Raw genomic sequence first — 25,071 nt, forward strand, 5'->3', positions numbered from 1 at the left:
TGCCTCTAACTCCAAGCAACGATGGTAAGTTTAAAGCAGAGCGGTAATTCCTTGTATTTTCAGAAAAGAATAGGGCGGCAAACTTTCGTCTGCTGCCTCATTTATATCTCAATTTAAGTAGTCGTGCCAGTTCTGATCTATAGTGCCGGCCGAGAGTTTGAGAAAGCCGGCCAGCGTAGGCTTCTTGGGTTGCTGCCGCACCGTAAGACCAGCTTCATGTGGTGTACGATGACCTTTGGCGTGGTTGCAGCGGGCGCAGGCCGTGAGCAAGTTGGTCCACGACGAATCGCCGCCGCGAGAGCGGGGCAATACGTGGTCGAGGGTTAGGTTTTTGGTCGAGCCGCAGTATTGACACTCGAAATGGTCACGCTTCATGATGTTATGGCGGCTTAGAGCAATGCCTTTGTAGGGCACGCGCACATAGCGCTGCAAGCGGATAATGCTGGGTTTGGGGAAGGTCTGGCTGATGGAGCGCAGAGTTCCATCAGACTTGGCAATCATCTCCGCTTTATCCAAAAAAAGCAACACAAAAGCCTTCTGCACGCTGCACAGCGTAATCGCGGTGTAGTCACCGTTCAAGACAAGCACTTTTTGATCCATACGCTCAGGGAGAATCGGGTTAGCGAAAGCTAGGTGATTCTTAGCGCATTAACAACAGCCACTGGGTTAAGTTTCCTTTAGCTCAGGGCTGTGGGGGGCTTTTTTGGGCATTCAGCGCATCAATGCGTTCTAAGCTGAGTGCAAGCGGCTTAGTTACTTAGTATTCACAAAACACCCGACGGCTGGTGCTAGGTTAGTAACTTAACTAATAAGAACGTCATGCTGAGCAGCGCGAAGCATCTCGCTCGCTAGCTAGAGTTGCAATGCTAATCAACGAAGCGGGCGAGATGCTTCGCGCTGCTCAGCATGACGTTCTTATTACTTCTAATACGCGACCTAATCCGGCAGCAGGCGCTTGATCAGGCGGAGCTTATGCGAGTATTTCTGGCGCTGCCGGTTGTAGATACCGTTGTGGTCGAGAGGATCGATGCGCACTTCGCCGCTGGCGTGTAGAATTTGCTGGTCTTCCAGCAGTATGCCTACGTGCACGATATTGCCCTCGGCATTATCAAAAAAGGCAAGATCACCGGGCTGGGTCTGCGAAACGAAATGGACCGTGCGGCCGTGGTCAATCTGCTGGCGGGCGTCGCGGGGCAGCTGGATATCAACCAGGCCATAAAGCTGCTGCATGAGTCCGGAGCAGTCGATACCGAACAGCGTTTTGCCCCCCATAGATAAGGTGCCTTTAGAAAGGCCTGGCCCATTTTCTGAAGCAGTGCGGCCTTACGCGCCGGGTCGCCGTTAGAGGCCGGATTGGTGGCGGCACCATTGTAAAACAGCTGCCGCTCACCCAGGCGCAGGGTCATGCCATCGAAAAAAGGCAGGCGGGCGCCCAGCGAAACAGGCTGGCGCGAGTCAGCATCACTTACCATTTGTACTACATCGAGGCTGCGCGGGTGGGCATGAGCGCCCCACTCGGCAAAGTAGGTACTGGTCACGGGCTGGTGTTGCTTCACATCCATCCAGCCCACGTATTGGTCGGCCGCAATGCGAACCTGGCACCAATTGCCTTGAATGAGCACGATGGTGTAGCACTCGCCAAAAATGAGCTGGGTGACGATTTCGGCCCGGTCATTAGGCTCGGCCCGCACCGGTATCACGCTCAGGGGGCAAATTCCGTATTCCAAGGAAGTGTGAAAGTTTAAGTTTTGAAGCTTGAAAGCTACCTACTAGCGGCCGTTCGGACCGGCAGCAACGGCTTTCTACCAACCACAGGCAAAGCTATATTCCTACAAGGCAAATGCACCTTATTTGCCGCTAAACTTTAGTAGTCGCGCGCTCGGTCCATTTCCCGCTTCTGGTCTTTGGCTTTGATGTCTTCGCGCTTGTCGTAGAGCTTTTTACCTTTGGCCAACGCAATTTCGAGCTTCGCAAAGCCCCGGTCGCTCACGAACAGGCGAATGGGAATAATAGTGAGGCCCTGCTCCTGGCTTTTGTCGGAAAGCTGGCGCAGCTCGCGCTTGGTGAGCAGCAGCTTCCGCTCGCGGGTGGGCTCGTGATTGTTGTAGGTACCTTCGGTGTACTTGGAAATGGAGAGGTTGTGTACCCACAGGCTGCCGTCGGGGTGAAAAATGCAGAAGCCGTCCTGCATGTTCACGTTGCCGTCGCGGATGCTTTTTATTTCGGTGCCTTGCAGCATCATGCCCGCGTCGTACTTGGTCAGGAAAGCGTATTCGTGGCTGGCCCGGCGGTTAACGATGTTGACTTTGCGCGGGGCGTCTTTTTCTTTGGCCATAATAACAGAAAGCGCGTTGAGGCGCCGATTAAGCAGATGTTGGGGAGCCGGCGCGCCAGGCGGCGAAACGAGCCGCCAGCTTTTCGCTACGTACGATGCGCTGTCCGGTGCGACCAGTAGCTACCAGCCGCTCACCCACCCGGACTTCTACGGCGCAAGTCAGCTCCCGATTTTCCAGGGCGGCAAAAGTAGCGCGAAATTCGACGGTTTCGCCCGCGAAGGCCGGCGCGTGATGCGCTACGTGCAGCATGGTCCCGATGCCCTCCTCTCCTGCCTCCAGCATTTCCAGCACAAACAGCCGCTCCGCCCACTCCATCCCACGCCCCAGCGCAAACGTGCTCAACACTTCGTGCACCGTGTGGCCCTCCATCGTGGCAAAGTCGGCCGATGTTACGACGAAGGAGTAGATTTTGGTATCACCTGGGTGGAAGGGGTTTTTCATGCGGGATTAAAGGATGGACGCTATTTTACAAATCTTACGAAACCAGCACGTCATGCAGAGCAGAGCGAAGCATCTCGCTCGCTTCGTTGAGTTACTACCACAATATCAGCACGCGAGGTGCTTCGCTCCGCTCTGCATGACCACTTTTCTAGTTATCAACCTCTTCTTACCCCAATTTCAACCGCGGGTCCGGGCTAACGAGTTGGGGGGCAAAATCATCGGCTTCGAACTGAAAATGGGCCGTCATGGCGACCATAGCGGCATTATCGGTGCAATATTGAAATTCGGGAATAAAGACCGCCCAACCTTTTTCCACGGCCAATTCCTGCAGAGCGGCACGCAGGCCGGAGTTGGCAGCTACGCCACCCGCCAGGGCAATCTGTGTCAGGCCCAGATCGGCGGCGGCGCGCTGAAGCTGGCGCAGCAGGGTTTGAATAATGGTATACTGAATGCTGGCGCAGAGGTCCGGCAGGTTTTCCCGGATAAACTCTGGGTTCTTAGCCGTTTGCTGGCGCAGAAAGTACAGCACAGCCGTTTTGAGGCCGCTAAACGAGAAATCGTAGCCGGGCATAGCGCCCACCGGAAACGGGAACCGCGTGGGATTACCGGTGCTGGCGAGCTTATCCAGGTGCGGGCCGCCGGGATACGGCAGGCCGAGCAGCTTACCGGTTTTGTCGAAGGCTTCACCGGCCGCATCGTCGATTGTCTGACCGATTACCTGCATGTCTGGGGGGCTTTTTACAACTACCAACTGCGTGTGGCCGCCGCTCACGGTCAGGCAGAGAAAGGGAAACGTGGGGCGCGGCTCATTAATAAAGTGCGCCAGAATGTGCGCCCGCATATGATTCACGGCCAGCAGGGGCTTGCCCAGCGCCAGTGCGAAGGTTTTGGCAAACATGCTGCCCACCAGCAACGAGCCCAGCAGGCCCGGCCCCTGGGTAAAAGCCACCGCGTCCAGCTCCGCTTTGGTCACGCCGGCCTGGCGTAATGCCTCCTGCACTACCGGAATCAGGTGCTGCTGGTGGGCCCGCGAGGCCAACTCCGGCACCACGCCACCGTATTGTTCGTGCACGCGCTGCGTGGCTACTACGTTGGAGCGAATTTGCCCCCCAGCCAGTACGGCCGCCGAGGTGTCGTCGCAGGATGATTCGATGGCCAGAATAACAGGATACAACATATAGTACAGAAAATCAGCGCCCTCACGGCACGATTGGCAGGAAACACAAAGTAGGAGAATCAAACGGCCGGGGGTTACTTTTGTCCCTGACCGCATATTTCCATACAAAGGTCGTTTAAATGACTAAACCTCCAGCTTGTTTGATGGTCTGACGCGTACTCAAGCTCAGCTTTTACCACCTGTTGCGTTTCCAGCGAAGCTGGGGGCTTTTTTGTTCCTCAGCCAGCGCTGTGCCCGCTGTCAGCCAACGGTTGCGCGAAAAGCAGCATCTTCGTTGTTTCACTCCTTTCTATTAGCGCTCCGTGCCCCGTTTTATCTCCGTTCTGCTCAAAATCCTGCTGGGGCTGCTCCTGCTTGTGGTGCTGGCCGTGGGCGTGGTGCTGGTGGCGTTGCGGATACCGAGCGTACAAACGCGGGTAGCGCAGCGGGCCGCCACTTTTTTGTCGGATAAGCTGGGGCAGCGCGTCAGTATTGGGCGGGTAGATGTGCGGCCGTTTTCGCGGGTGCTGCTCCAGGATGTGCAGGTGCTGGACCGGCGCGGGGGTGAGCTGTTTCACATTGGGCGGGCGGAGGCGGATATCCAGCTGTTTTCGTTGTTAAATCCGCGCCATCTGTATGTAGGCCGGCTGGTGCTGAATGAGCCACGCTTTGCCTTGGTCACTTACGCCGACACGCCCGATTCTACCAACTTAAGTCAGTTTGTGGCCGCCGTGCGCCGTCTGCTCGGCCCCACCGACACCACCAACGTTAAGAAGCCCTTCGATTTCCAAATTCAAAGCGTTGGGTTACGCAATGGCCGCTTCGTGTTAGAGAGGCAGAACCAGCCGCGCGTCAAGTATGGCATCGACTACGCCCACATGCAGGTCGACAGCATCTATGCCGACTTCTCGGGTATTAAGATGCATGGCGACACCATCATCACCCGCATTCGGGAGTTGCGCGCCGTGGAAACGCCTTCAAAAACCCGCGTGCAGCACTGGGACACCGACATGACGTTTGCGCCCACGTATTGGGAGTTTGCCAACACCGACCTGCGCGTGGGCCGCAGCTACCTCAAAGACTACGTGCGCTTCGATTATAAGCGCTTTCTCAACTTCACGCACTTCAACGATTCGGTGCGCGTAACGGCGCGGCTGGGCCCCACGCGGCTTACCTCCGACGACATCGCCCATTTTGCCCCCCAGCTCCGCGACCTGAACGAAACGGTACTGCTCTCGGGCGAAGCCAAAGGCTACGTCACCAATTTCACGACCCGCAACCTGGATGTGCGCTACGGCCAAAACACGCACGTAGTAGGCAGCATCAACGTGGAAGGGCTGCCCAACCTCAAGGAAAGCTTCGTGGAAATGCGCTTGCAGCCCTCTGTGATAGACGGGCGCGACATTCGCAAGTACGTGCCTGCCAAGGGCTGGGCCTACGTGCAGCGCCTCGGTACCGTGCGCCTCAAGGGGCGATTTTTAGGTTTTTACAATGACTTCGTAGCCAACGGCTCCTTCAATACGGCGCTGGGCAACGTGGTGTCGGACGTGAATATCAAGTTCAAGACCGACCCGCGCTACTCTACTTATGAAGGCCAGGTAAAAACCACGGGCTTTGAGCTGGGCAAGTTCCTGGGCGACCAAAGCACCGTGCGCGATATTGCCTTCAGCGGCCGGGTAGAAGGCGTAGGCTTTACGCCCGAAGGTGCCCGCCTGCGGGCCAACGCCACCGTGCAAAGCATCTGGCTGAAAGGCTACCGCTTCCGCAATATCACAACCAATGGCCAGTTCGGCCGCGAAACCTTTGAGGGCAAGCTGGCCATTAACGATCCTGCGCTGCAAATATCCGCCGATGGCCGCGTAGACCTGAACAAGAAGCGCCAGGCCTTCGACGTGCGGGCGCAGGTACGTCGCGCCGATCTGCGCGCCCTCGGCCTCACCGATCAGGCCGTTGCTATTGCCACCAAAGCCGATTTGCGCTTCCAGGGATTGAAGCTCGATGATCTGATTGGCCGCATTATTCTGCGCGAAACGAAGGTGGGCTTCGCCGGCCGCAACGTGGCTATTGATACCCTCGACATCGTAAGCCAGCGCCAGAATGGCCAGCGCAGCGTGGCCGTGCGCTCCGAAGTACTAAACCTGACGGCCAACGGCGACTTCAACTTCACCACCGTAGCCCGCGATGTGCAGACGCTCATCAAGGAATATCAGCTCAACTTCGAAAGCAACGACACCGAAACCGCCAACTACTACCGCCGCAAGCGCCAGGGGGCTTTTTCCGAATATGCTATCGACTTAGATCTGTATCTGAAGCGGGCAAATCCAGTTATTCAGCTCTTCGTGCCGCAGCTGGAGATTTCTAATTATTCACGGGTGGAAGGCTCCTTCCGCAATGGTCCTACTTCTATTTTCACGCTCGCCGGGCAGTTTGACAGCCTGCGCTACGATAGCATCCGGGCCATAAATACCTCCCTGGAGCTGCTCACCTCCAAGCTGCCCTATCAGCCTGAAATACTCGCACAGGCCAATATCACTTCCGAAAAGCAAAAACTTCCTCTTCTGAATCAGACGGAGAACTTCTACGTGGAGGGCGTCTGGGATCAGGACAAGATCAATTTTTCGACTTCGCTTGCCCAAACCGGCACTACCAACCGGGGAGCTATTAATGGCTCGTTAGCTTTTCTGCCGCAGGCCGTGCAAGTGGTATTTCGGCAGTCGGGTGTTAACCTTTTGGGGAAAGACTGGACGCTGGCGCCTGAAAACGTAGTCCTTATTTCCAATGCAGGCAAAGAGATTGATATCCGCAGCCTGACCCTATCGAATGGCGCCCAACAAGTGAGTGCTCAGGGCTTTATTTCCACCGATCCGGCCAAAACCTTGCAGCTGGCCGTTCAGAATCTAGAGCTGGCTACGCTCAGCTCCCTCACCAAGCAGAATATAACAGGCGTAGCCAATGCGCAGGGAACTGTAAGCGGCGTTTTTGGAGCCTTAGTCGTGAACAGCTCGCTGGCCGTCGATTCGCTTCGGTTTGATGATATCCTGATTGGCAACGTCACCGGCAGCAGCGACTGGGATAATACCACTAGTCGGCTGGGCGTGAATCTGGATGTGATGAACAGCCAGCAGCGGGTGCTTACGGTGACCGGCACCGTGGCGCCGCGGGAGCCCATACGCCAGCTCGACCTCACGGCCGTACTCGACAGTGCGCCGGTAAAAATAGCGGAGCCTCTCCTAAATACGCTCTTCGACAATATGCGCGGCACGGCCGTTGGTCGGCTGCGGCTGACTGGCCCGCTTGCCGCCCCCAACCTCACGGGTGATGTCGATGTGAGTAATGGCCGTTTCAAGTTTATTTATCTGGGCACCACCTACCGCTTCACCGACCGCATTTCCTTCCGCGAAGACCGTATTGTTTTCCGGGAAGTCAACCTGCGCGACGTGTTCGGCAATACCGGTACGCTCGACGGAGAGATTCGACATCAGGGCTTTCAGAATATGGTGCTTAATCTGAGGGCCGACTTCCGCAAGCTCCAGCTGCTCAATACCACCCGCAAGGAAAACGAGCTATACTTCGGTCGGGCCTACGGAACGGGCGAGGCGCGCGTGTTTGGCCCAGTCGATAACCTGACGGTGAACGTCACGGCGCGCAGTGAGGCCGGCACGCGGGTTTCGCTCCCCCTGGATAATGCGGCCAAAGCCCAGCAAGCCAGCTACATCAAGTTTGTAAACCGCAATTTGCCCCCCACCGATACTACCTCCACCGTGCCCATCGTAGCCGCCGCCGCTGGCCGCGTGGATCTGTCAGGCTTGCAGCTCAACTTCAACCTCACGGTGACCGAGGATGCGTACGTGGAGATTATTCTCGACGAGAGTACCGGCGACGTGATTCGCGGTACGGCTGTGGGACAGCTGCGCCTCAACGTGGATACCCGCGGCGAATTCAACATGTACGGTCAGATTGAAATCGTGCGGGGGGCATATAATTTCACCTTGCAAGGCCTGATCAACAAGGAGTTCGTGGTGCGGCCCGGCGGCACCATTTCCTGGAACGGCAACCCGCTGGATGGCCAGATGAACGTGACGGCCGCCTACACCCAGCGCACCTCTTTGGCGCCGGTGCTGGGCACGGCTACTCCCAGCGCGGGCGCGGTGGTGCCCGTGACGGCCGTGATGAATCTGACAGGTCCGTTATTGCTGCCGGCCATTCAGCTGGGGCTGGAGTTCAATGACGCGCCCTCCGCTTTGGAAGGCGATTTGGCTTCGTTTACGAACTCGCTGCGCAACGACGAGCAGGAGCTGAATAGGCAAGTATTCAGCTTACTCGTGTTTAAGCAGCTTTCGCCCCCGGCTCTTTTGCGCAGCTTTCGCTGAGCGGCAGCAACAACACGATAGGCAATAGCCTGGGGCAGGTCTTGTCAACCCAATTAGGTTTGCTTACCTCTCAGATCGACCAGAACCTGGAGATTGACTTTAACCTCAACGGCCTTTCCCAAGAGCAGCTTCAAGCGTTGCAGGTGCGCCTGAGCTACAGCTTTTTGAATGGCCGCCTGCGCGTGACCCGCGAAGGCGGCTTTAGCAATACGACTAATCTGGGCACCGTACCGGGCTCCGACATCGATGCTACGGCCCAAACCTCCCTGCTCGGCGACCTAAGCTTGGAGTATTACCTACAGCCCGACGGCCGTTTCCGGGCTCGTCTGCGCTACCAAACTACGCCCCGCGACCTGGAAACCATCAACCAGCCCCGCGCGGCCATCAGCTTGCTGCACACCGAGCAGTTTGATTCATTGCAGGAGCTTTTTGCACGTAAGCGCGTTCGTCGCCGCGACGAGGCCGCCCGCAAAGCCCGCGAAGCCCTCATCGTCGACGATGATCCTCGCACCATTATGTAAGATCTGTACCAACAGAACCGTCATGCTGAGCGAAGCGAAGCATCTCGCGTGTTTAGTTGGATTACTAATTCAATATCAGCACGCGAGATGCTTCGACAAGCTCAGCATGACCGCCTACACCATCACTGGGGGGCTTTTTTCTAATTCAAATCGGGTAATTGCGTTCATTGCTAATTGCTACTCCTACCTTTGCGGCATGGCTTCCCCTCCCCGTTCGTCCACTCGTAAGAAAAAGCTGGGTAGTTACCCGCACACGATGGTCGTGTTTAGTATCACGCTGGCGTTGCTGGTTATTGGGCTCTTCGGGCTGCTGCTGGTTCATGCCCACAAGCTTTCCAACCTGGTAAAAGAGAACCTGGAAATGCAGGTTTATCTGGACCGCGACCTGCCCGAAGCGCAGCTCCTGCGCTTGCAGCAAGCCTTTTCAAGCAAGCCCTATATTGCTTTCCGCGACCGGCAGCCCCAGGTGCGCTTCCTGTCGAAAGAGGAAGGCGCCCGCCAGTTCATTGAGCAAACCGGCGAGGATTTCCAGCAGTTTCTGGGCGATAATCCATTGCGTGATGCGTATATCCTGCGCATCAATTCCGAATACACCGATTCGCTCAACCTACGCCAAATAGAGCAGGAGCTACGGGCCGAAAGTGGCGTACACGAGGTGCAATACGTGCAGAGCCTGATTACCAGCATCAACCAGAATGTACGCAAGCTCAGCCTGGTGCTGCTCGGTTTTGCCGTGGTGCTCACGCTCGTCGTGACCATCCTGATTAACAATACCATCAAACTGGCCCTTTTCTCCCAGCGCTTCCTGATTCGGAGCATGCAGCTGGTGGGCGCCACTTCCTTCTTTATCCAACGCCCGTTTTTGCGGCGCGCTACGTGGCAAGGCTTTATCAGCGGTACGCTGGCGGCGCTTATTCTGCTGGCTTTGCAGCAATATGCGTACTTGCAGGTCGATGAGCTTCGGCTTTTGCTCGATGAGCGCTTAATCGGTGCTTTACTCGTGCTAATGGTCGTATTGGGCTGCGTCATCGGCTTTTTCAGTTCCTACCGCGCCGTGCGTAAGTATCTGGGCATGTCGCTCGACGATTTGTATTAACATTAGTTCACTTCTATCAAGCTGTGCCGAATCCATAGCTTGAAACCTCCTATGTATTCCATGGAACAACGCACCGCTCCCCACTTCGCTTTCGGGCCCCGTAATTATCGACTCATGTTTATCGGCCTGGCCGTGTTAGTAGCGGGCTTTATCACCATGACCCTCGATACAGCGGACTACGGCCTTGGCTTTTTGGGCATTACGCTCGGCCCCATTTTATTGGTTACTGGGTTCATAATCGAGTTTTTTGCCATTATGGCCAAGCCTGGGGGGCAAATTTCGACTCCCGCCGAGACTACATCAGTGGAGGCGGCTTCGGTGGCTAGCGTCTCGCCACCAGTAGCCGCCCCTATCCCGGCGGCGCGCCCTACTTACAAGCGTTAATAGATGAATTATTGGCATGCGCTGATCCTAGCCATTGTGGAGGGTCTGACGGAGTTTTTACCGGTATCCAGCACCGGCCACATGATTATTGTGGCCAATCTGCTCGGTATCGGGCAGGCGCCGTTTACGGAAGTGTACATTACTTCCATTCAGTTTGGGGCTATTCTGTCGGTGGTGGTACTGTACTGGCGCCGCTTTCTGCAAAGCGTGGATTTTTACGTGAAGTTGGCCGTTGCCTTTATCCCGTTTGGTATTCTGGGCTTCGTGCTGAAAGACGTAATCACGGAATTATTGAAAAGCGTGACCGTAGTAGCCGTTTCCTTGGTTCTGGGGGGCATTATTCTGCTTTTTGTCGATAAGTGGTTTGATGGGGAGCGCAAGCAAGTGACTACGCCTAGCACCAAGCAGGCGTTCAAAATCGGTTTGTTTCAGTGCATCGCCCTGATTCCAGGCGTGTCGCGCTCGGCGGCCACCATTGTGGGTGGCCTCAGCCAGGGCTTCGATCGTCGCTCCGCCGCCGACTTTTCGTTTCTGCTGGCGGTGCCCACCATGTTTGTTATTACTGCGTATCAGCTGTATAAAGCCTATAAAATCACGCCTCTACAGCCCGGCGATTTGCAAGTGCTGGCCTTTGGCAATGTGGTAGCATTTGTGGTAGCACTGTTGGCGGTTAATTCGTTTGTAAACTTCGTGGCGCGCTTCGGTTTCCGGTCCTTCGGCATGTACCGCATCGGTATCGGAGTTATTATTCTGCTAATGATAGGATTGGGTATTGATCTGCAATTGATATGAAGCAGCAGGAATTTGACTTTGAAGCCGGCGAGGTTTTGTTGCTGGACAAGCCTCTTACCTGGACGTCGTTTGACGTAGTGCGCAAGGTGAAAAACATGCTGCGCATCAAGAAAATAGGCCACGCGGGCACGCTCGATCCGTTGGCGACGGGCCTGCTCATTTTGTGTACCGGCAAGAAAACTAAGGACATCGACTCCATTCAGGCACAGGAGAAAGAATACACCGGCACCTTCCGCCTCGGCCAGACCACGCCCAGCTTCGATCTGGAAACGCCCGTCGATGCCGAGTTACCTTACGCTCACCTCACCGAAGCCGACCTGCAAGCGGCTACCGCTCCTTTTATTGGCCTTATCGAGCAGACGCCGCCGCTATTCTCCGCCGTAAAAATCAATGGTGAGCGGGCCTACGAAGTAGCCCGCCGTGGCGATACCGCCGAAATCAAGAGCAAGCAGATTACCATTACCGCTTTCGAGCTAACGAGCATTGACTTCCCTACTGTGCAGTTCCGGGTAGTGTGTTCCAAGGGCACCTATATCCGCAGCCTTGCCCGCGATTTTGGGGCGGCCCTGGGCTGTGGCGCGCATCTTACCCAGCTCGCTCGCACTCGTATTGGGGAGTATTCCTTATCAGATGCTCTCACTATAGCCGATATTGAAGCCCTGCGGCCACCGCGCCCCGAAGCTGACCCAGCCAAGCCACCGCGCCCAGCCGGGGAGCGACGCCGACCAGTGCGCCAGGGCCTGGCTCACTACGACGCTTCTACCGCCGCGGCAGCTTCCGCCGCCGCTGACGAAAAAGCCCCCCAGGAATAATTCTCCCGTCATTTAGCCACCCCAGCAGATGCAAGTTTTTCGTGACCCGGCGCAATTTCCGTTTCTAGGTCAGGCCGTGGTGACGAGCGGTACCTTCGATGGCGTGCACGTAGGGCACCAGAAGATTCTGCATCGGCTGCTGGAAGTGGCCCGGCAAAGTGGCGGCCCCGCCGTGGTGATTACCTACTGGCCGCATCCGCGCCTGGTGCTCGACCCGCCGCCCACCCATCCTGAGCCGCTCGATTTGCAGCTGCTTTCTACTCTGGATGAGCGCATTGAGCGCCTCGAACAGTTTGGCGTTGATTACCTGCTGATTGTACCCTTTACCCGCGAGTTCGCGCAACTGACCTCCGAGGAATATATTCAGCAGCTGCTCCTGCGCACGGTAGGCGCCAAAAAGCTGGTGATTGGGTATGACCACCGGTTTGGCAAAAACCGCGAAGGAGGCTTTGAATACCTCAGCAAACATGCCGACCGGTATGGCTTAGCGGTAGAGGAGATTCCGCGCGAAGACGTGGACGCGGTAGGCGTGAGCAGCACCCGCATCCGCCGCGCCCTGCTCAGTGGCGACATTGCCACGGCCAACCGCCACCTCGGCTATTCTTACTCGCTGACTGGTACAGTTGTACGCGGCCAGCAGCTCGGCCGCACCATTGGTTTTCCTACCGCCAATCTGGAACTGGCGGAGGCATCGAAGCTGGTGCCGGCTCATGGTGTGTACGCCGTGCTGGCCACCATTGCCGACGGCGACGTACAGCAGGGCATGCTCAACATTGGGGTTCGTCCTACCGTGGGGGGCAATTTGGCCCAAACTATCGAAGTGCATTTGCTGGATTTCGAAGGTGATTTATATGACCAGCCCCTAACCTTGCAATTGGTCGCTCGCCTGCGCGATGAACAAAAATTCGCGAGTCTGGATGAGTTGAAGGCGCAATTGGCCAACGATGCCGATGCGGCCCGCCGGCACTTAGTGGGGGGCTAATTTGTAGTTTTCTTCCGCAGAATCTATTATCCTTTTAATTTCCCGCTCTCAACTACCCACCCACCTGATATGATAAACAAAGTTGTAGCCGACGCCCAGGCGGCCCTACACGGCATCACCGACGGCATGACGCTGATGCTCGGCGGCTTTGGCCTCTGTGGCATCCCCGAAAACGCTATTCAGGAGCTGTTGCGCCTCGGTGTAAAAGAGTTAACCTGCATTAGCAACAACGCGGGCGTCGATGATTTTGGCATCGGGCTTCTGCTGCAAACTAAGCAGGTGCGCAAGATGATTTCGAGCTATGTGGGCGAGAATGCGGAGTTTGAGCGGCAGCTACTGTCGGGGGAGTTAGAAGTAGAGTTGATTCCGCAGGGCACCCTGGCCGAGCGTATTCGGGCAGGCGGGGCTGGTATTCCGGCTTTTACACGCCCGCCGGCTACGGCACCGAGGTGGGCGAAGGCAAGGAAAGCCGCGAGTTTAAGAGCAAGATGTACTTGCTTGAAACCGGCCTCACCGCCGACTATGCGTTTGTAAAGGCCTGGCGCGGCGACACGGCCGGCAACCTCATCTACAAAGGCACCGCCCGCAACTTCAACCCCATGATGGCCACGGCCGGCAAAATTACCGTAGCGGAGGTGGAAGAGCTCGTGCCCGCCGGCGAGCTTGACCCCAATCAGATTCATACGCCCGGCATCTTCGTGCAGCGCATATTTGAGGGCAAGAATTACGAGAAGCGCATCGAGCAACGAACCATTCGGCAGAATTAAAAATAGACCGTCATGCTGGGGAACAAAGTATCTCGCGTGCTGACGGATTATTAATCCAACGACTCCACGCGAGATGCTTCGCTTTGCTCAGCATGACAAACAAAACAAACTATGCTTGATAAACACGGCATCGCTAAACGCATCGCTCAGGAAGTGCGCGATGGTTCCTACGTCAACCTTGGCATCGGTATCCCGACGCTGGTAGCAAATTATATCCCGGCGGGAATTAACGTCGAGTTGCAGTCCGAAAACGGCTTGCTGGGCATGGGCCCCTTCCCCACGGAGGCCGAAGTTGACCCCGACCTCATCAATGCCGGCAAGCAAACCGTAACCACCTTGCCCGGCTCCAGCCTTTTCAGCTCAGCCGACAGCTTCGGTATGATTCGAGGCGAGCATGTAGATCTGACCATCCTGGGAGCCATGGAAGTATCCGAGCGCGGCGACATTGCCAACTGGAAGATTCCGGGCAAGATGGTGAAAGGCATGGGTGGCGCCATGGACTTGGTAGCTTCGGCCAAGAACATCATTGTAGCCATGCAGCATGTAGCCAAAGACGGCAGCAGCAAGCTGCTGACTGACTGTACCTTGCCCATCACCGGCTTGCGCTGCGTGAAGAAAATCGTGACGGAGCTGGCCGTAATCGACGTTACGCCCGATGGCTTCGTACTTCGCGAACGTGCGCCCGGCGTAAGCGTCGAGCATATTCAGGCCGCGACAGCTGGTAAGCTGGTCGTTCCTGAGGGTGAGGTGCCGGAGATGCAGCTGTAGAATAATAAAGCCATTGCGCTTCTGCTATTTGGTGGCAATAGCAATTTCTGGTTTTAACTATGGGTTGCCGGTCGTTGTGGTTTTACGAGCCGGGGCAGAATATTCCGTTGAGGGAACATTCTCGGGGATGGGCCGCACTGGGTCGGCTGAGTCAACCCGTGCGGCAACGGCTGACGTATCGTTACCAATGGCTGCAGGCGTCATATCGGGGCCGGAGGTTGGGGCATCGGAAGCGGCAGGGTCAGAAGTACACGCCCCAAAGGACGCAACCATAAGGAGCAGAAGAAGAAAGCGTGCGGCGTACATAAGGCTAGAGAGCTAAGGGTGAATTGTTATTCCCCGAAACGAATCTTAGCTTCTTGTAGTTATCGCCCACAGTCAAGTGCTTATCCTGCTTTAGACGCGTTTATTAGTCCGAGCTACTCCTACCTCACGGCGCAGCACTAGCAAGGAAGTGTTTTTCCCTCCAAACTGATCCCTGGTTGAGGTAACTGCTTTTCTTATTCTGAATTACGCTTCCATAAACCTTAGAGTTTAAAGCAGAGTACCCTACCCATGAGCCTCGTTCTAACAGTTTATTTCTGCTAGAATACCGGTCTTCTATTTCGATTGCATTTACAAAATCACATAGCATCTATGGCAACGAGTTCAAACGGCAAGGCTGGCACTGGTGGCAGTCACGCCAAAAAAGTAACCGATAAATCTTCTCCAACAACCGTTGAGCTGCTCACGCCGACAGCCGTACCAGCGCACAAGCTGGTATTGCGTACGCTGCGCCGCTCCGACTTTAAGGCAGTGAAAGGCATCATGGACAAGGTGTATTCCAACATGGAAGGCTCCTGGTCGTCAGAGGAGTATGCGGCCTTGATCCGCAAGTTTCCCGAAGGGCAGATTGGTATCGAAGACAATGGCACTTTAGTGGCCGCAGCCTTGGCTATCATCGTGCAGTACAGCGACTTTGGCGACCGTCACACCTATGCCAAAATCACGGGCAACGGCAAGTTCGACACCCACAACCCTGACGGGGACACGCTGTATGGCGTCGACGTATTCGTGGACCCTGAGTACCGCTCCCTGCGCCTGGGCCGGCGCTTGTACGATGCCCGTAAGGAGCTGTGTGAGAACCTGAACCTGCGCGCCATGGTGGCTGGGGGGCGAATTCCGGGCTACGCGGCCTACGCCGACGAGATGACGCCGGCCAAGTACGTGGAGATGGTGCGCAACAAGGAAATCACGGACCCGATCCTGACCTTCCAGCTTTCCAACGAGTTTCACGTTCGCAAAATCATTCGCGGCTACCTGCCCTACGATTCCGAGTCGAAGGCCTTTGCCACCTTGCTCGAATGGCTGAACGTGTACTACGAGGAGGAAGAAAAACTTATTGGTAATCAGAAGAGTACCGTTCGTATTGGCATTGTACAGTGGCAGATGCGCGCCACCAGCAGCCTGGAAGATTTGCTCCAGCAAATTGAGTTCTTTGTCGATACCGTCAGCGGCTATAAGTCGGACTGCGTGATGTTCCCGGAGTTCTTCAACGCCCCGCTGATGGCGCTGACTAATGAGGACTCGCCCTCGGTGGCTATTCGGGCCATGGCAGCCTACACCGAGCCTATTAAGGCCAAAATGATGGAGCTGGCGGTAAGCTACAACATCAATATCGTAGCGGGCTCTATGCCGGTGTACGACGATGGTAAGCTGCACAATGTAGCTTTCCTCTGCCGCCGCGACGGTACCATGGACGAGCAGTACAAGCTCCACGTGACGCCCGACGAGGCCAGCTACTGGGGCATGCGCGGCGGCGACAAGCTCAAGTGCTTTGATACTGACTTCGGTAAAATCGGTATCCTCGTCTGCTATGATGTAGAGTTTCCCGAGCTGGCGCGTATGCTCTCTGATGAAGGCATGAAAATCTTATTTGTACCCTTCTGGACCGATACTAAGAACGCGTATCAGCGCGTGCGACTCTGCTCCCAGGCCCGCGCCATCGAAAACGAGTGCTACGTGGCTATTACGGGCTCGGTAGGCAACCTGCCGCGCGTCGAGAACATGGACATTCAGTATTCGCAGTCGGCCGTATTTAGTCCTTCCGACTTCGCTTTCCCCCACGACGCCATCGTAGCCGAGGCCACGCCGAACACGGAGATGACCCTCATCGCTGACCTCGACCTTGATTTGCTCAAGGATCTGAACACCAGCGGTGCCGTGCGTAACCTCCGCGACCGTCGTAAGGACCTGTACTCAGTTAGTTGGGTAGTCAAGAAAGCTGAGCGCGACGACGAATTGCTAAGCCAGGGCGAAGAGCGTGCACCCCGTACGGGTAAGCGTAAAGCCATTGCGGCTGGCTAGTTATTGCCGTCCGCCTATAAAAAAGCCCCCCAGAAACGTTTCTGGGGGGCTTTTTTGTCAGAAATAAGGCACGGCTCACTAGTGAGTGCCTTATTCCGTCAGATGCTTGTTGACGGATGCGGGTGGTTCGCTAAAAAGCCCCCCTAATCAGCTTACACCTGGTTTAACAGGTGGGCGTAGTCGCGGAGCATGGTACGCAGGAAAGGCTCGTCCTGTAAATCGGTCCTGATACCCGTCAGGCTCTTGACTTTGTTAGCTACTTCGTTAAGCAGCAGATAGTTCTGACGCCGCATACCTTGCTGAAAGAGTTGCCGAATAAGCGTGACATCTTCGGCAGTAAGGCTAGCCGCTTGCGGAAACACAACCTGATAGTTGGCGTCGGGCAACATGATGGTTTCGTCGAGCTGCGTACTGGCTTTAACGCGCACGACCGTAGTGCCAGCCGCCAAATCACCCAGGCGTTGGCCGCGGCCATTAATCAGAATGGTAATGACGGCCACTGCACCCGACATCAGACCGATATCAATCAGGCGCAGGAGCCAGCGCAGCAAGTAGTCGCCCAGACTGGGCTGGGTGCCGTCAAGGCGTATAACTTTTAGGTCGCGGGCACGCTTACCTATGCTCTGCCCATTAAAAAATATTTCGCTGAGCAAGTGATAAAAGATCCACGGAACCCCGATTAGAAAAACAGCTATCAGATCCCCCCTGGTCATGGTGCTGTTGCTGGCTTTTGACATCGAAGACACTATCCAAAACCAGACTACTGACCAGACGAAAAGCACGAGGTAATCGATGAAAGCGGCCAAGATGCGGTCGCCGATGCCGCCGATTTCATACTCGACGGTAACGTTTTGGGGAGTTTGAACCTGAATGGTGCGCATGCTGAAAAAAGTACAAAATAAAAGGCGCCGTCACTACGGCTCCCTCATGATAACCAATATATTTGCCAGAGTGTCTGCCGCCGAGTGTTGCTGCTTCCAACTATCTTAACTTCTCTTTACTTGCCCTCTAACCGGTATGCGTGAAGCGGTTTTTTTGCGGCAAAATACCCAGAAGTGGCAGCGCTACACCAGTCAGCCTACCACCGATCCGGATGAGCTGGCGGCACGGTTCGTAGAGCTAACCGACGATTTATCGTACGCGCGCACTTTCTACCCCAATTCCACGACCACGCAGTACCTGAATGAGCTGACCGGCAAGCTACACCAGTCGTTATATAAAAACAAAAAGGAGAATACGGGCCGTTTTGGCCGGTTTTGGCGCTTTGAGCTACCCTTATTGGTGGCTCGCTCGCATCGGCCGCTACTTTGGGCCCTTGCCCTCTTTTGCCTTTCAGCAGCTATCGGAACCTTGTCGGCGGCTTATGACGACACGTTTGTGCGCGTGATTCTGGGTGACCAGTACGTGAATCAGACCCTCAATAACATCCACCGCGGCGACCCAATGGCCGTGTACAAGGGTATGGGTCAAACCGAGATGTTTTTGATGATTACCAGCAATAACATTTTCGTGGCCCTACGCACGTTTGCCATGGGCGCGCTACTTTCCTTTGGTACGGCTTGGTCACTGTTTACGAACGGGGTGATGCTGGGCGCTTTCCAGTATTTCTTTTTTGCTCAGGGCGTCGGCGCGCAGTCAGTGCTTACTATCTGGATTCACGGCACCCTGGAAATTTCGGCCATTGTGCTGGCTGGTGGAGCGGGCTTCGTGATGGGCAACAGCCTATTGTTTCCGGGTACTTACGCACGCGCTGATTCCTTCCGTCAAGGTGCCCGCGACGGCCTGAAGCTGGCCCTGGGCTTGGTCCCGATTTTTGTAGTGGCCGGCTTTCTGGAAAGCTTCGTGACACGCCATACCGAGATGCCATTGGCGCTGAGCCTGCTTATCATTGGCGGTTCACTAGCATTTATTCTGGGCTACTTCGTGGTATATCCGTGGTGGTTATATCGACAAGCCAACCGTGTTAGCTAACTTTTTATCTTCTCTAGTATGTCCCGCCTTGCCTTTACTCAACCAGCCGACTTCCTGAAGGAGCGCGATTTCGGCCAAAAAATCGAAGCATCTTTTGACTTCGTGCGCGCCCATTTTCGGCCCTTTGGCAAGTGCATGCTTTATATCGTGCTGCCGGCGGCCTTGCTTACCGGTATTGGCACTGGGCTGATGCAGTCGCGCTTGCAACTGTACATGCAGCAGGTAAAAACTGCTGCTAAAACGGGAAGCGCGTCTATTGCCCCGATAGCAGACTTTATAGGCAGCCCAGAGTATTTAATGGCCATACTAGGCAGCCTTTTAACTTTAGTGCTGCTTATTCTGACTACTTACGGCTACATGACGCTTACTTTATCGAAAGCTGATCCAGCTGCTGATATCGAAGCGTCGGATGTATGGGCGCTCGTGCGCCGCCGATTTTCGGTACCCTGCTCGCTACTCTTGGCCTGGTGATAGTGATGATAGCAGCGACTTTACCGACTATAGGAGTATTCGGCTTAGTATCCATTTTGGGGCCGATGGCTGGTTTGCTTTTACCTATAGCTTACCTGGCTGCCTTCTACGTAATGTTCAGCTTAAGCCTATTTCACATTATTTGGGTGCGAGAGGAGCTTAGCTTTTTTGCCACGTTGCGCCGGTGCTTCTACCTTGTATGGGGCAAATGGTGGTCTACGTTTGGGCTGATTATGGTCATGCTCCTGATCATTGGAATGATGGCTATCGTATTTTTCATTCCCCAATCGTTCCTAAATATAACGTCTATGCTCACCCCAGGAGCTACATTGCCCAATGAGCTGCTCGTGGTGGCCGTAAACACGGTAAGCTCAATGGCGCTTATGATGCTATACCCGTTGTTATTTCTGGCTATCGCTTTTCAGTATTTCAACCTGGTGGAGCGCAAAGAAGGCGAAGGCTTACGGACGCTGGTGGGCCGCATCGGGCAGCCGGCCGTGGCAGCTCCAGCTCAGCCCGTGGCCGCCGACCGCTACCGCGCCGATGAGGAGGGCGAATACTAGCGCTGGGGGCAAATTTCACTGATTTTCAACTCCATTCGTTTACTTCTGCTCCTTGTCGCTTCGGACTATCTTCTTGCTGTTGAGTCTGTTGGTGCTGCGGCCACTCTTGGCAACGCCGCGCCCGCTCCCGCCATTGGATACCGCTGATAGTCGTGTGCAGGTACGGCGACCGGCTCCGGCGCGCCTGCAAGCGTTACGACAGCAGCGTGAGCTACAGTATCAGGAAGAAGCACCCGCTGCCGATACCAGCCAATCGCTGTGGCGGCGCTTTCTGCGCTGGATAAGCAGCTGGTACCAAACTCCTGCTTATAAACACGGCTGGCGCTATGTTATCTACGGCGGCTTTTTAGCAGCATTTGTGTTCATTGTGCTGCGCCTGCTGCAAGTTGATATAACGGGCGCTTTCGGCCGGGCACCCCGTCGGGCCAACCTTACTTATACTGCGGAGGCAGACGATATTTACGCGCCCGACTTCATGGCCCGGTTGGCCGCCGCTGAAGAAGCGGGCAACTACCGCCTGGCCGTGCGCCTGGGTTTTCTGAGTGTACTCAAGCAGCTCACCGACCGCGGCCTGCTTGCCTGGCGACCGGAAAAAACCAACGCGGATTATATAGCAGAAATGCCCCCCAGTACCTTACGACCCGCTTTTATTACGGTAGCCAGACAGTTTGAGTACGCGTGGTATGGGGAGTGGGAGCTGACCTCGGCTCATTACGCTGAGGTACGCGCCGCGCAGCTTGGTCTGATTACGCAAGTACCTCAGCACGTGGCCTGATGAAAAATCGTCAATTTCAACTGTATCTGTTGGGGCTTGTCGTTCTGTTTGGCGCGTACATAGCCGTGGATTACTACCGACCTAAGCCAGCGGACCGCACCCAGACGTTTATTAATCGCGACAAGATTCCCTACGGCACTTACGCCCTCTACGACTTATTGCCCGAATTGCTGCGCGACTCCGTGCAGACGATACGTGAGCCCATATTTAACCAGCTAACTACCTGGCAGAAAGAGCAATCTGAGACGGATCCGCGGAAGGCAAACGCCAGCGCGGCGGTTTCCTACGTGTTCATTCAGCCCACTTTTCGCCTCGATTCGCTGGATTTGCACGCGCTCCTGCGCTTTGTGGCCCAGGGCAACGATGTATTTATTGCGGCCGAAGAATTTGACCGCAACCTTCGCGATACCCTGCGTTTTGACACCGCCGAAGCGCTAAGCTTTCGCCCCCATTTCAGTACAAACAGCGAATCTGACTCTATTGCCGTACGGCCCGACTCCGTGACGTTGCGTTTTCATGCACCGGACTTAGCGCCACTTCACCGCTTTCGCTACCCTGACCCCATGGCGGCTACTCGGTTCGTAGCCGATAGCCTGCCGCCTGGGGCAACCGTGCTGGCCAGTGATGAGCGGCGACGCCCGGTGCTGGTGCGCGTAGCGCATGGTGGGGGGCATTTTTACCTGTGTTCGGTACCCATTGCGTTTACGAATGTCTTTGTGCTGAGGCCGCAGACCAGTGATTTTGCCTTTACCAGCCTCTCTTATTTGCCTGCATCGCAGCCAGCTTGGTGGGATGAGTACCAAAAGCAGGGCCGCTTAGGTGGCAAAGCCTTGCTGGGCGTGCTGCTCCGCTATCCGGCGTTGCGTGCGGCCTTTTACCTGACGTGTCTGGGTAGTTTGTTATTTATCTTTTTTGAAGCGAAGCGTCGCCAACGCATTATCCCCATCCTCAAGCCTTTACCCAATACCACGCTCCTTTTCACTCGCACTATAGCCGCGCTTTACCGTCAGGGCAACGACCATACCCGGCTGGCAGACAAGAAAATAAACTTGTTTTTGGAGTACCTGCGCACCCGCTTTCACGAGCCCGAGTTAGACCTCAACGACGAGCATTTCAGGGACCGTCTGACTCATAAATCCGGGGTGCCGCGCGAGGGCGTCGACAAGCTACTGCGCCTGATTAACTTTACTCGGACCGCTCCCCAAGTGTCAGATCAGCAATTACTTCAACTGAGTCATGCCATTAGCGAGTTTCGGCGGATGAGCCGGTAGGTATGTTGCCAGATAATCAACGAATTAAGGTCTATAACTACCTAGCCACGTAGGAGCTTATCCTGTTAAAAGCCTAGCCAAGCTTCGCCTCTACCTGTTCTCCCAAATCCTTTCATGGAATCAGAATCGTTCTCCCCGACGCCTAGTGCCGCTCCGGCACCAGCAGAAAATTTGCCCCCCGCTACCCTCCCATCGGTTGAGCCAACGCCAGTATTTGCCCCCCGCAGCGACTTCAGCCACCTGAGCACCAGCGCTGAAGCTGTCCGCCGGGAGCTGGGTAAGGTTATCGTGGGGCAGGAGGCGGTGGTGGAGCTGCTGCTTACCGCCCTTCTGGCCGATGGGCATGTGCTGCTGGAAGGTATGCCCGGTGTGGCCAAAACGCTCACTGCTAAGCTACTTGCCCGCACCCTCGATGTGCCTTTCAGCCGTCTGCAGTTTACTCCCGACCTGATGCCTTCGGATGTACTGGGCACTTCCGTTTTTCGCCCGAATAAGGCTGAATTCGAATTTCGTCCTGGTCCCATTTTCGCCAGCGTCGTGCTCATTGACGAGATCAATCGTGCCCCAGCCAAGACCCAAGCGGCGCTGTTTGAGGTGATGGAAGAGCACCACATCACCCAAGATGGCATCACGTATCCCATGCAGGAGCCGTTTTTGGTACTAGCCACTCAAAACCCGATTGAGCAGGAAGGCACCTATCGTTTGCCCGAAGCCCAGCTCGACCGTTTTCTGTTTAAAATCAGTGTTGGTTATCCTACTCTGGAGCAGGAAGTGGCCATTCTGCAGGGGCATCACGCGGGGTTTGGCGGCACACCATTGGAAGCGGTTCAGCCAGTGCTTTCCGCCCCCGACATTGCGCAGCTGCGGCGGCAGGTGCGCCAGCAGCACGTGGAGCCGAAGCTTCTCGACTATATCGCCCGCCTCGTCGGTCAGACTCGTGCGCACAAAGCCCTCTACCTGGGTGCTTCGCCTCGCGCTTCGCTGGCCCTGCTCAACGGCGCCAAAGCATTGGCGGCCCTGCGTGGCCGCGACTTCGTGACGCCCGAGGATGTCCAGTTCCTTGCTGCTCCTGTTTTGCGCCATCGTATCCAGCTCACCCCCGAGCGCGAGATGGAAGGTGGCACCCCGGATGAGGTCGTGAAGCAGATTATGCAGCAAATTGAGGTCCCGCGGTAGATGCACTATTCAACTGCTTGGCTACTCAACCAGCTTGCGCAAGGCCAGCGCGTTAAGTACCTTTTTTTCTGGGGTCATCAACCCAACAAAGAAGGCAACATTACTAAATCTTGTCTCAGTCAGTGGTGGTTGATGGACTTTGAAGCAGCAGGAGTTATATATCGTTCAACGGAGCACTGGATGATGGCTGAAAAAGCCCGCCTATTTTCTGATGATGAAGCACTGACACGTATTCTGGCCGCTCCTAGTCCAGCTGAAGCTAAGAAAATCGGGCGCGAAATTCAGGGCTTCGTGCCTGAGGTATGGGAGGCGAATAAATATCAAATTGTCAAAACTGGCAACTTTCAAAAATTTAGTCAGAGCAAACCATTAGCAAACTTCTTACTCGCTACCAACGACCGAGTGCTAGTTGAAGCAAGTCCGGTTGATACGATTTGGGGCATTGGTTTGGCGGCGGATGCAGTTGATGCCGAAAATCCCGCTCGTTGGCAAGGGCCCAATTTGTTGGGCTTCGCTTTAATGGAAGTTCGAGACCAGTTACGCACTTTATGAGTTTGTTTCTGACTACCCGCTTCTTTCTAGCCCTCGCACTCATTGTGACTGGGTTTGTGGTGGCGTTTTTTCTGCCGGTGCTCTTGCTACCAGCGCAGGCAGCCCTAGCGGTGCTTACAGCCCTTGCGTTGCTCGATGGCCTGCTGCTATACGCGCCGGGCACAGCGGGCGCAGGGCGCGTGTTTGGTCGGCGGGTGTTGGGCGATAAGCTTGCTAATGGCAGCGATAATGAGGTAGCCATCTACCTTGAGAACCACTACCGCTTCGCGGTTAACACGGAGACGATAGATGAGACTCCACACCAGTTCCAGCGCCGTGACGTGCTGTTTCGGGCAAAGCTGCAAACGGGCGAAACGCAGGTAATTCGCTACCAGCTTAGGCCAGTGAAGCGCGGCGAGTATCATTTTGGCGCCGTCAATGTATTTGTAGCTTCTCCGCTGGGTTTGGTGCGGCGGCGGTTTCGCTACGGGCAAGATCATGTGGTACCAGTGTATCCATCGTTTTTGCAGATGCGCCAGTACGAGCTGCTGGCCCTCAGTAACCGACTCAGCGAAGTAGGTGTCAAGCGTATTCGACGAGCGGGCCATAGCCTGGAATTCGAGCAGATTCGGCCCTATGTGCCCGGCGATGATCCGCACAGCATCAACTGGAAGGCTTCCGCACGGCGGGCCAGCGGCGGAGCAGATACGTTGGTAGTCAACCACTTTCAGGATGAGCACGCCCAGCAGGTGTATTGCCTGATTGATAAAGGCCGGGTGATGCGCATGCCATTTCAGGGCTTGAGCTTACTTGACTATGCCATCAATGCCACGCTGGTGGTGAGCAACATTGCCATGCTCAAGCACGATAAAGCGGGCCTTGTCACTTTCTCCGACCGACTTGGTGCTATAGTACCCGCCGACCGCCGTGGGGGGCATTTATTGAAGCTACTGGAGGTACTATACAAGCAGCGCACAAAGTACTTAGAAACGGATTTTGAGTTGCTGTATACCAATGTCAAAACGCGCATCCGGCAGCGTAGCCTGTTGCTGCTGTTTACCAATTTTGAGACACTCAGCGGCTTGCAGCGGCAGTTGCCCTACCTGCGACGCTTGGCCAAGGACCATTTGCTGCTGGTCATTTTCTTCGAAAATACTGAGCTTCGGCAGTTTCTTGACACGCCTGCCGCAACTACTGATGACGTATATAACCAGACTATCGCGGAAAAATTTGCTCAGGAAAAGCGCCAGATTGTACGTGAGTTGCAGCGTTACGGGATTCACGCTCTCCTCACCCCGCCCGACCAATTAACGGTGAATACGTTAAACCGCTATCTGGAATTTAAAGCGCGCGGGTTAATTTAAAACGATTTAACTGCTGACGATTTTTAGGTGGAGACGCAACCTTGCGTGTGGTCGTTGAACGAGAGGAAACGCACAGTAATAACAACTTCAGCAATGACGGAGACGCCAAGACGCGCCTCTACGATGGTCTAAAGTCGAAGCTCGATGGAGGTGGGATAAAATAACCTGGTATTTTTAG

24 protein-coding genes and 2 pseudogenes are annotated in these 25,071 nt (G+C 55.4%); 18 read left to right on the forward strand and 8 right to left on the reverse strand.

Annotated features, from left to right (window positions below; translation table 11 throughout):
• Window positions 1-108: 108 nt before the first annotated feature.
• The 6 genes and pseudogenes from MKZ35_RS10825 to tsaD form a co-directional block, all read right to left on the reverse strand.
• The gene (locus MKZ35_RS10825) at window positions 109-600 is read right to left on the reverse strand and encodes an HNH endonuclease (RefSeq protein WP_482513305.1); all 492 of its coding nucleotides are present in this window, start codon (window positions 598-600) and stop codon (window positions 109-111) included.
• A 336-nt stretch (window positions 601-936) separates the two neighbouring features.
• On the reverse strand, window positions 937-1,272 hold the full coding sequence (locus MKZ35_RS10830) for a C40 family peptidase (RefSeq protein ID WP_482513306.1): 336 nt from the start codon (window positions 1,270-1,272) through the stop codon (window positions 937-939).
• A 338-nt stretch (window positions 1,273-1,610) separates the two neighbouring features.
• Window positions 1,611-1,700: pseudogene (locus tag MKZ35_RS10835) on the reverse strand (hypothetical protein); the annotation flags it as partial.
• 164 nt (window positions 1,701-1,864) lie between these two features.
• Window positions 1,865-2,335 carry an SsrA-binding protein SmpB gene (smpB, locus tag MKZ35_RS10840; protein WP_482513307.1) on the reverse strand — a complete coding sequence of 157 codons (471 nt, stop codon included), beginning with the start codon at window positions 2,333-2,335 and terminating at the stop codon, window positions 1,865-1,867.
• 28 nt (window positions 2,336-2,363) lie between these two features.
• A complete protein-coding gene (locus MKZ35_RS10845; protein WP_482513308.1) occupies window positions 2,364-2,777 on the reverse strand; it encodes a thioesterase family protein in 414 nt (137 codons plus the stop codon).
• Between the two features lie 166 nt (window positions 2,778-2,943).
• The gene (gene tsaD, locus MKZ35_RS10850) at window positions 2,944-3,954 is read right to left on the reverse strand and encodes a tRNA (adenosine(37)-N6)-threonylcarbamoyltransferase complex transferase subunit TsaD (protein ID WP_482513309.1); all 1,011 of its coding nucleotides are present in this window, start codon (window positions 3,952-3,954) and stop codon (window positions 2,944-2,946) included.
• Between the two features lie 302 nt (window positions 3,955-4,256).
• On the opposite strand from tsaD, the gene MKZ35_RS10855 reads away from it, so the two are divergent.
• The 9 genes and pseudogenes from MKZ35_RS10855 (at window position 4,257) to MKZ35_RS10895 (ending at window position 14,425) form a co-directional block, all read left to right on the forward strand.
• The gene (locus MKZ35_RS10855; protein ID WP_482513310.1) at window positions 4,257-8,303 is read left to right on the forward strand and encodes a translocation/assembly module TamB domain-containing protein; all 4,047 of its coding nucleotides are present in this window, start codon (window positions 4,257-4,259) and stop codon (window positions 8,301-8,303) included.
• A 59-nt stretch (window positions 8,304-8,362) separates the two neighbouring features.
• Complete coding sequence (locus MKZ35_RS10860) at window positions 8,363-8,824, forward strand: hypothetical protein (RefSeq protein WP_482513311.1); 462 nt, start codon at window positions 8,363-8,365, stop codon at window positions 8,822-8,824.
• Window positions 8,825-9,020: 196 nt separating this feature from the next.
• Window positions 9,021-9,920, forward strand: coding sequence for a cell division protein FtsX (locus tag MKZ35_RS10865; RefSeq protein WP_482513312.1), 900 nt, complete (start codon window positions 9,021-9,023; stop codon window positions 9,918-9,920).
• Between the two features lie 60 nt (window positions 9,921-9,980).
• Window positions 9,981-10,304, forward strand: coding sequence for a DUF3098 domain-containing protein (locus tag MKZ35_RS10870; RefSeq protein WP_482513313.1), 324 nt, complete (start codon window positions 9,981-9,983; stop codon window positions 10,302-10,304).
• A gap of 3 nt (window positions 10,305-10,307) precedes the next feature.
• Window positions 10,308-11,096 carry an undecaprenyl-diphosphate phosphatase gene (locus MKZ35_RS10875; RefSeq protein ID WP_482513314.1) on the forward strand — a complete coding sequence of 263 codons (789 nt, stop codon included), beginning with the start codon at window positions 10,308-10,310 and terminating at the stop codon, window positions 11,094-11,096.
• A complete protein-coding gene (gene truB, locus MKZ35_RS10880) occupies window positions 11,093-11,908 on the forward strand; it encodes a tRNA pseudouridine(55) synthase TruB (RefSeq protein WP_482513315.1) in 816 nt (271 codons plus the stop codon). Before MKZ35_RS10875 ends, truB begins: the two co-directional genes overlap by 4 nt.
• A 28-nt stretch (window positions 11,909-11,936) precedes the next feature.
• Entirely contained in the window at window positions 11,937-12,890 is a 954-nt protein-coding gene (locus tag MKZ35_RS10885) for a bifunctional riboflavin kinase/FAD synthetase (protein WP_482513316.1), read from the forward strand.
• A gap of 69 nt (window positions 12,891-12,959) precedes the next feature.
• Window positions 12,960-13,657, forward strand: a pseudogene (locus MKZ35_RS10890) (CoA transferase subunit A).
• Window positions 13,658-13,768: 111 nt separating this feature from the next.
• Window positions 13,769-14,425, forward strand: coding sequence for a 3-oxoacid CoA-transferase subunit B (locus tag MKZ35_RS10895; protein ID WP_482513317.1), 657 nt, complete (start codon window positions 13,769-13,771; stop codon window positions 14,423-14,425).
• A gap of 57 nt (window positions 14,426-14,482) precedes the next feature.
• Here the strand turns inward: MKZ35_RS10895 and MKZ35_RS10900 are convergent, their stop codons facing one another.
• Complete coding sequence (locus tag MKZ35_RS10900; protein WP_482513318.1) at window positions 14,483-14,698, reverse strand: hypothetical protein; 216 nt, start codon at window positions 14,696-14,698, stop codon at window positions 14,483-14,485.
• Window positions 14,699-15,232: 534 nt separating this feature from the next.
• Between MKZ35_RS10900 and MKZ35_RS10905 the strand changes: the two genes are divergently transcribed.
• Window positions 15,233-16,771 (forward strand): GNAT family N-acetyltransferase, encoded by a 1,539-nt coding sequence (locus MKZ35_RS10905; RefSeq protein ID WP_482514733.1) that lies wholly within the window; start codon window positions 15,233-15,235, stop codon window positions 16,769-16,771.
• A gap of 152 nt (window positions 16,772-16,923) precedes the next feature.
• Here the strand turns inward: MKZ35_RS10905 and MKZ35_RS10910 are convergent, their stop codons facing one another.
• Window positions 16,924-17,652 carry an RDD family protein gene (locus MKZ35_RS10910; RefSeq protein WP_482513319.1) on the reverse strand — a complete coding sequence of 243 codons (729 nt, stop codon included), beginning with the start codon at window positions 17,650-17,652 and terminating at the stop codon, window positions 16,924-16,926.
• 136 nt (window positions 17,653-17,788) lie between these two features.
• Here MKZ35_RS10910 and MKZ35_RS10915 point away from each other — a divergent pair, with 136 nt between their 5' ends.
• The 8 genes from MKZ35_RS10915 (at window position 17,789) to MKZ35_RS10950 (ending at window position 24,893) form a co-directional block, all read left to right on the forward strand.
• The gene (locus MKZ35_RS10915) at window positions 17,789-18,742 is read left to right on the forward strand and encodes a stage II sporulation protein M (protein ID WP_482513320.1); all 954 of its coding nucleotides are present in this window, start codon (window positions 17,789-17,791) and stop codon (window positions 18,740-18,742) included.
• A gap of 18 nt (window positions 18,743-18,760) precedes the next feature.
• Complete coding sequence (locus MKZ35_RS10920) at window positions 18,761-19,213, forward strand: hypothetical protein (protein WP_482513321.1); 453 nt, start codon at window positions 18,761-18,763, stop codon at window positions 19,211-19,213.
• Window positions 19,156-19,776: a hypothetical protein gene (locus MKZ35_RS10925; protein WP_482513322.1), complete on the forward strand. Its 621-nt coding sequence runs from the start codon at window positions 19,156-19,158 to the stop codon at window positions 19,774-19,776. The genes MKZ35_RS10920 and MKZ35_RS10925 overlap by 58 nt, the downstream gene beginning before the upstream one ends.
• A gap of 52 nt (window positions 19,777-19,828) precedes the next feature.
• On the forward strand, window positions 19,829-20,551 hold the full coding sequence (locus MKZ35_RS10930) for a DUF4129 domain-containing protein (RefSeq protein ID WP_482513323.1): 723 nt from the start codon (window positions 19,829-19,831) through the stop codon (window positions 20,549-20,551).
• Complete coding sequence (locus MKZ35_RS10935) at window positions 20,551-21,822, forward strand: DUF4350 domain-containing protein (RefSeq protein WP_482513324.1); 1,272 nt, start codon at window positions 20,551-20,553, stop codon at window positions 21,820-21,822. Before MKZ35_RS10930 ends, MKZ35_RS10935 begins: the two co-directional genes overlap by 1 nt.
• A 114-nt stretch (window positions 21,823-21,936) precedes the next feature.
• Window positions 21,937-22,998 carry an AAA family ATPase gene (locus tag MKZ35_RS10940; protein ID WP_482513325.1) on the forward strand — a complete coding sequence of 354 codons (1,062 nt, stop codon included), beginning with the start codon at window positions 21,937-21,939 and terminating at the stop codon, window positions 22,996-22,998.
• A complete protein-coding gene (locus MKZ35_RS10945) occupies window positions 22,999-23,550 on the forward strand; it encodes an NADAR family protein (RefSeq protein WP_482513326.1) in 552 nt (183 codons plus the stop codon).
• Entirely contained in the window at window positions 23,547-24,893 is a 1,347-nt protein-coding gene (locus tag MKZ35_RS10950) for a DUF58 domain-containing protein (protein ID WP_482513327.1), read from the forward strand. Before MKZ35_RS10945 ends, MKZ35_RS10950 begins: the two co-directional genes overlap by 4 nt.
• Window positions 24,894-25,071 lie beyond the last annotated feature (178 nt).

This window comes from Hymenobacter sp. R533113 (assembly GCF_056835965.1).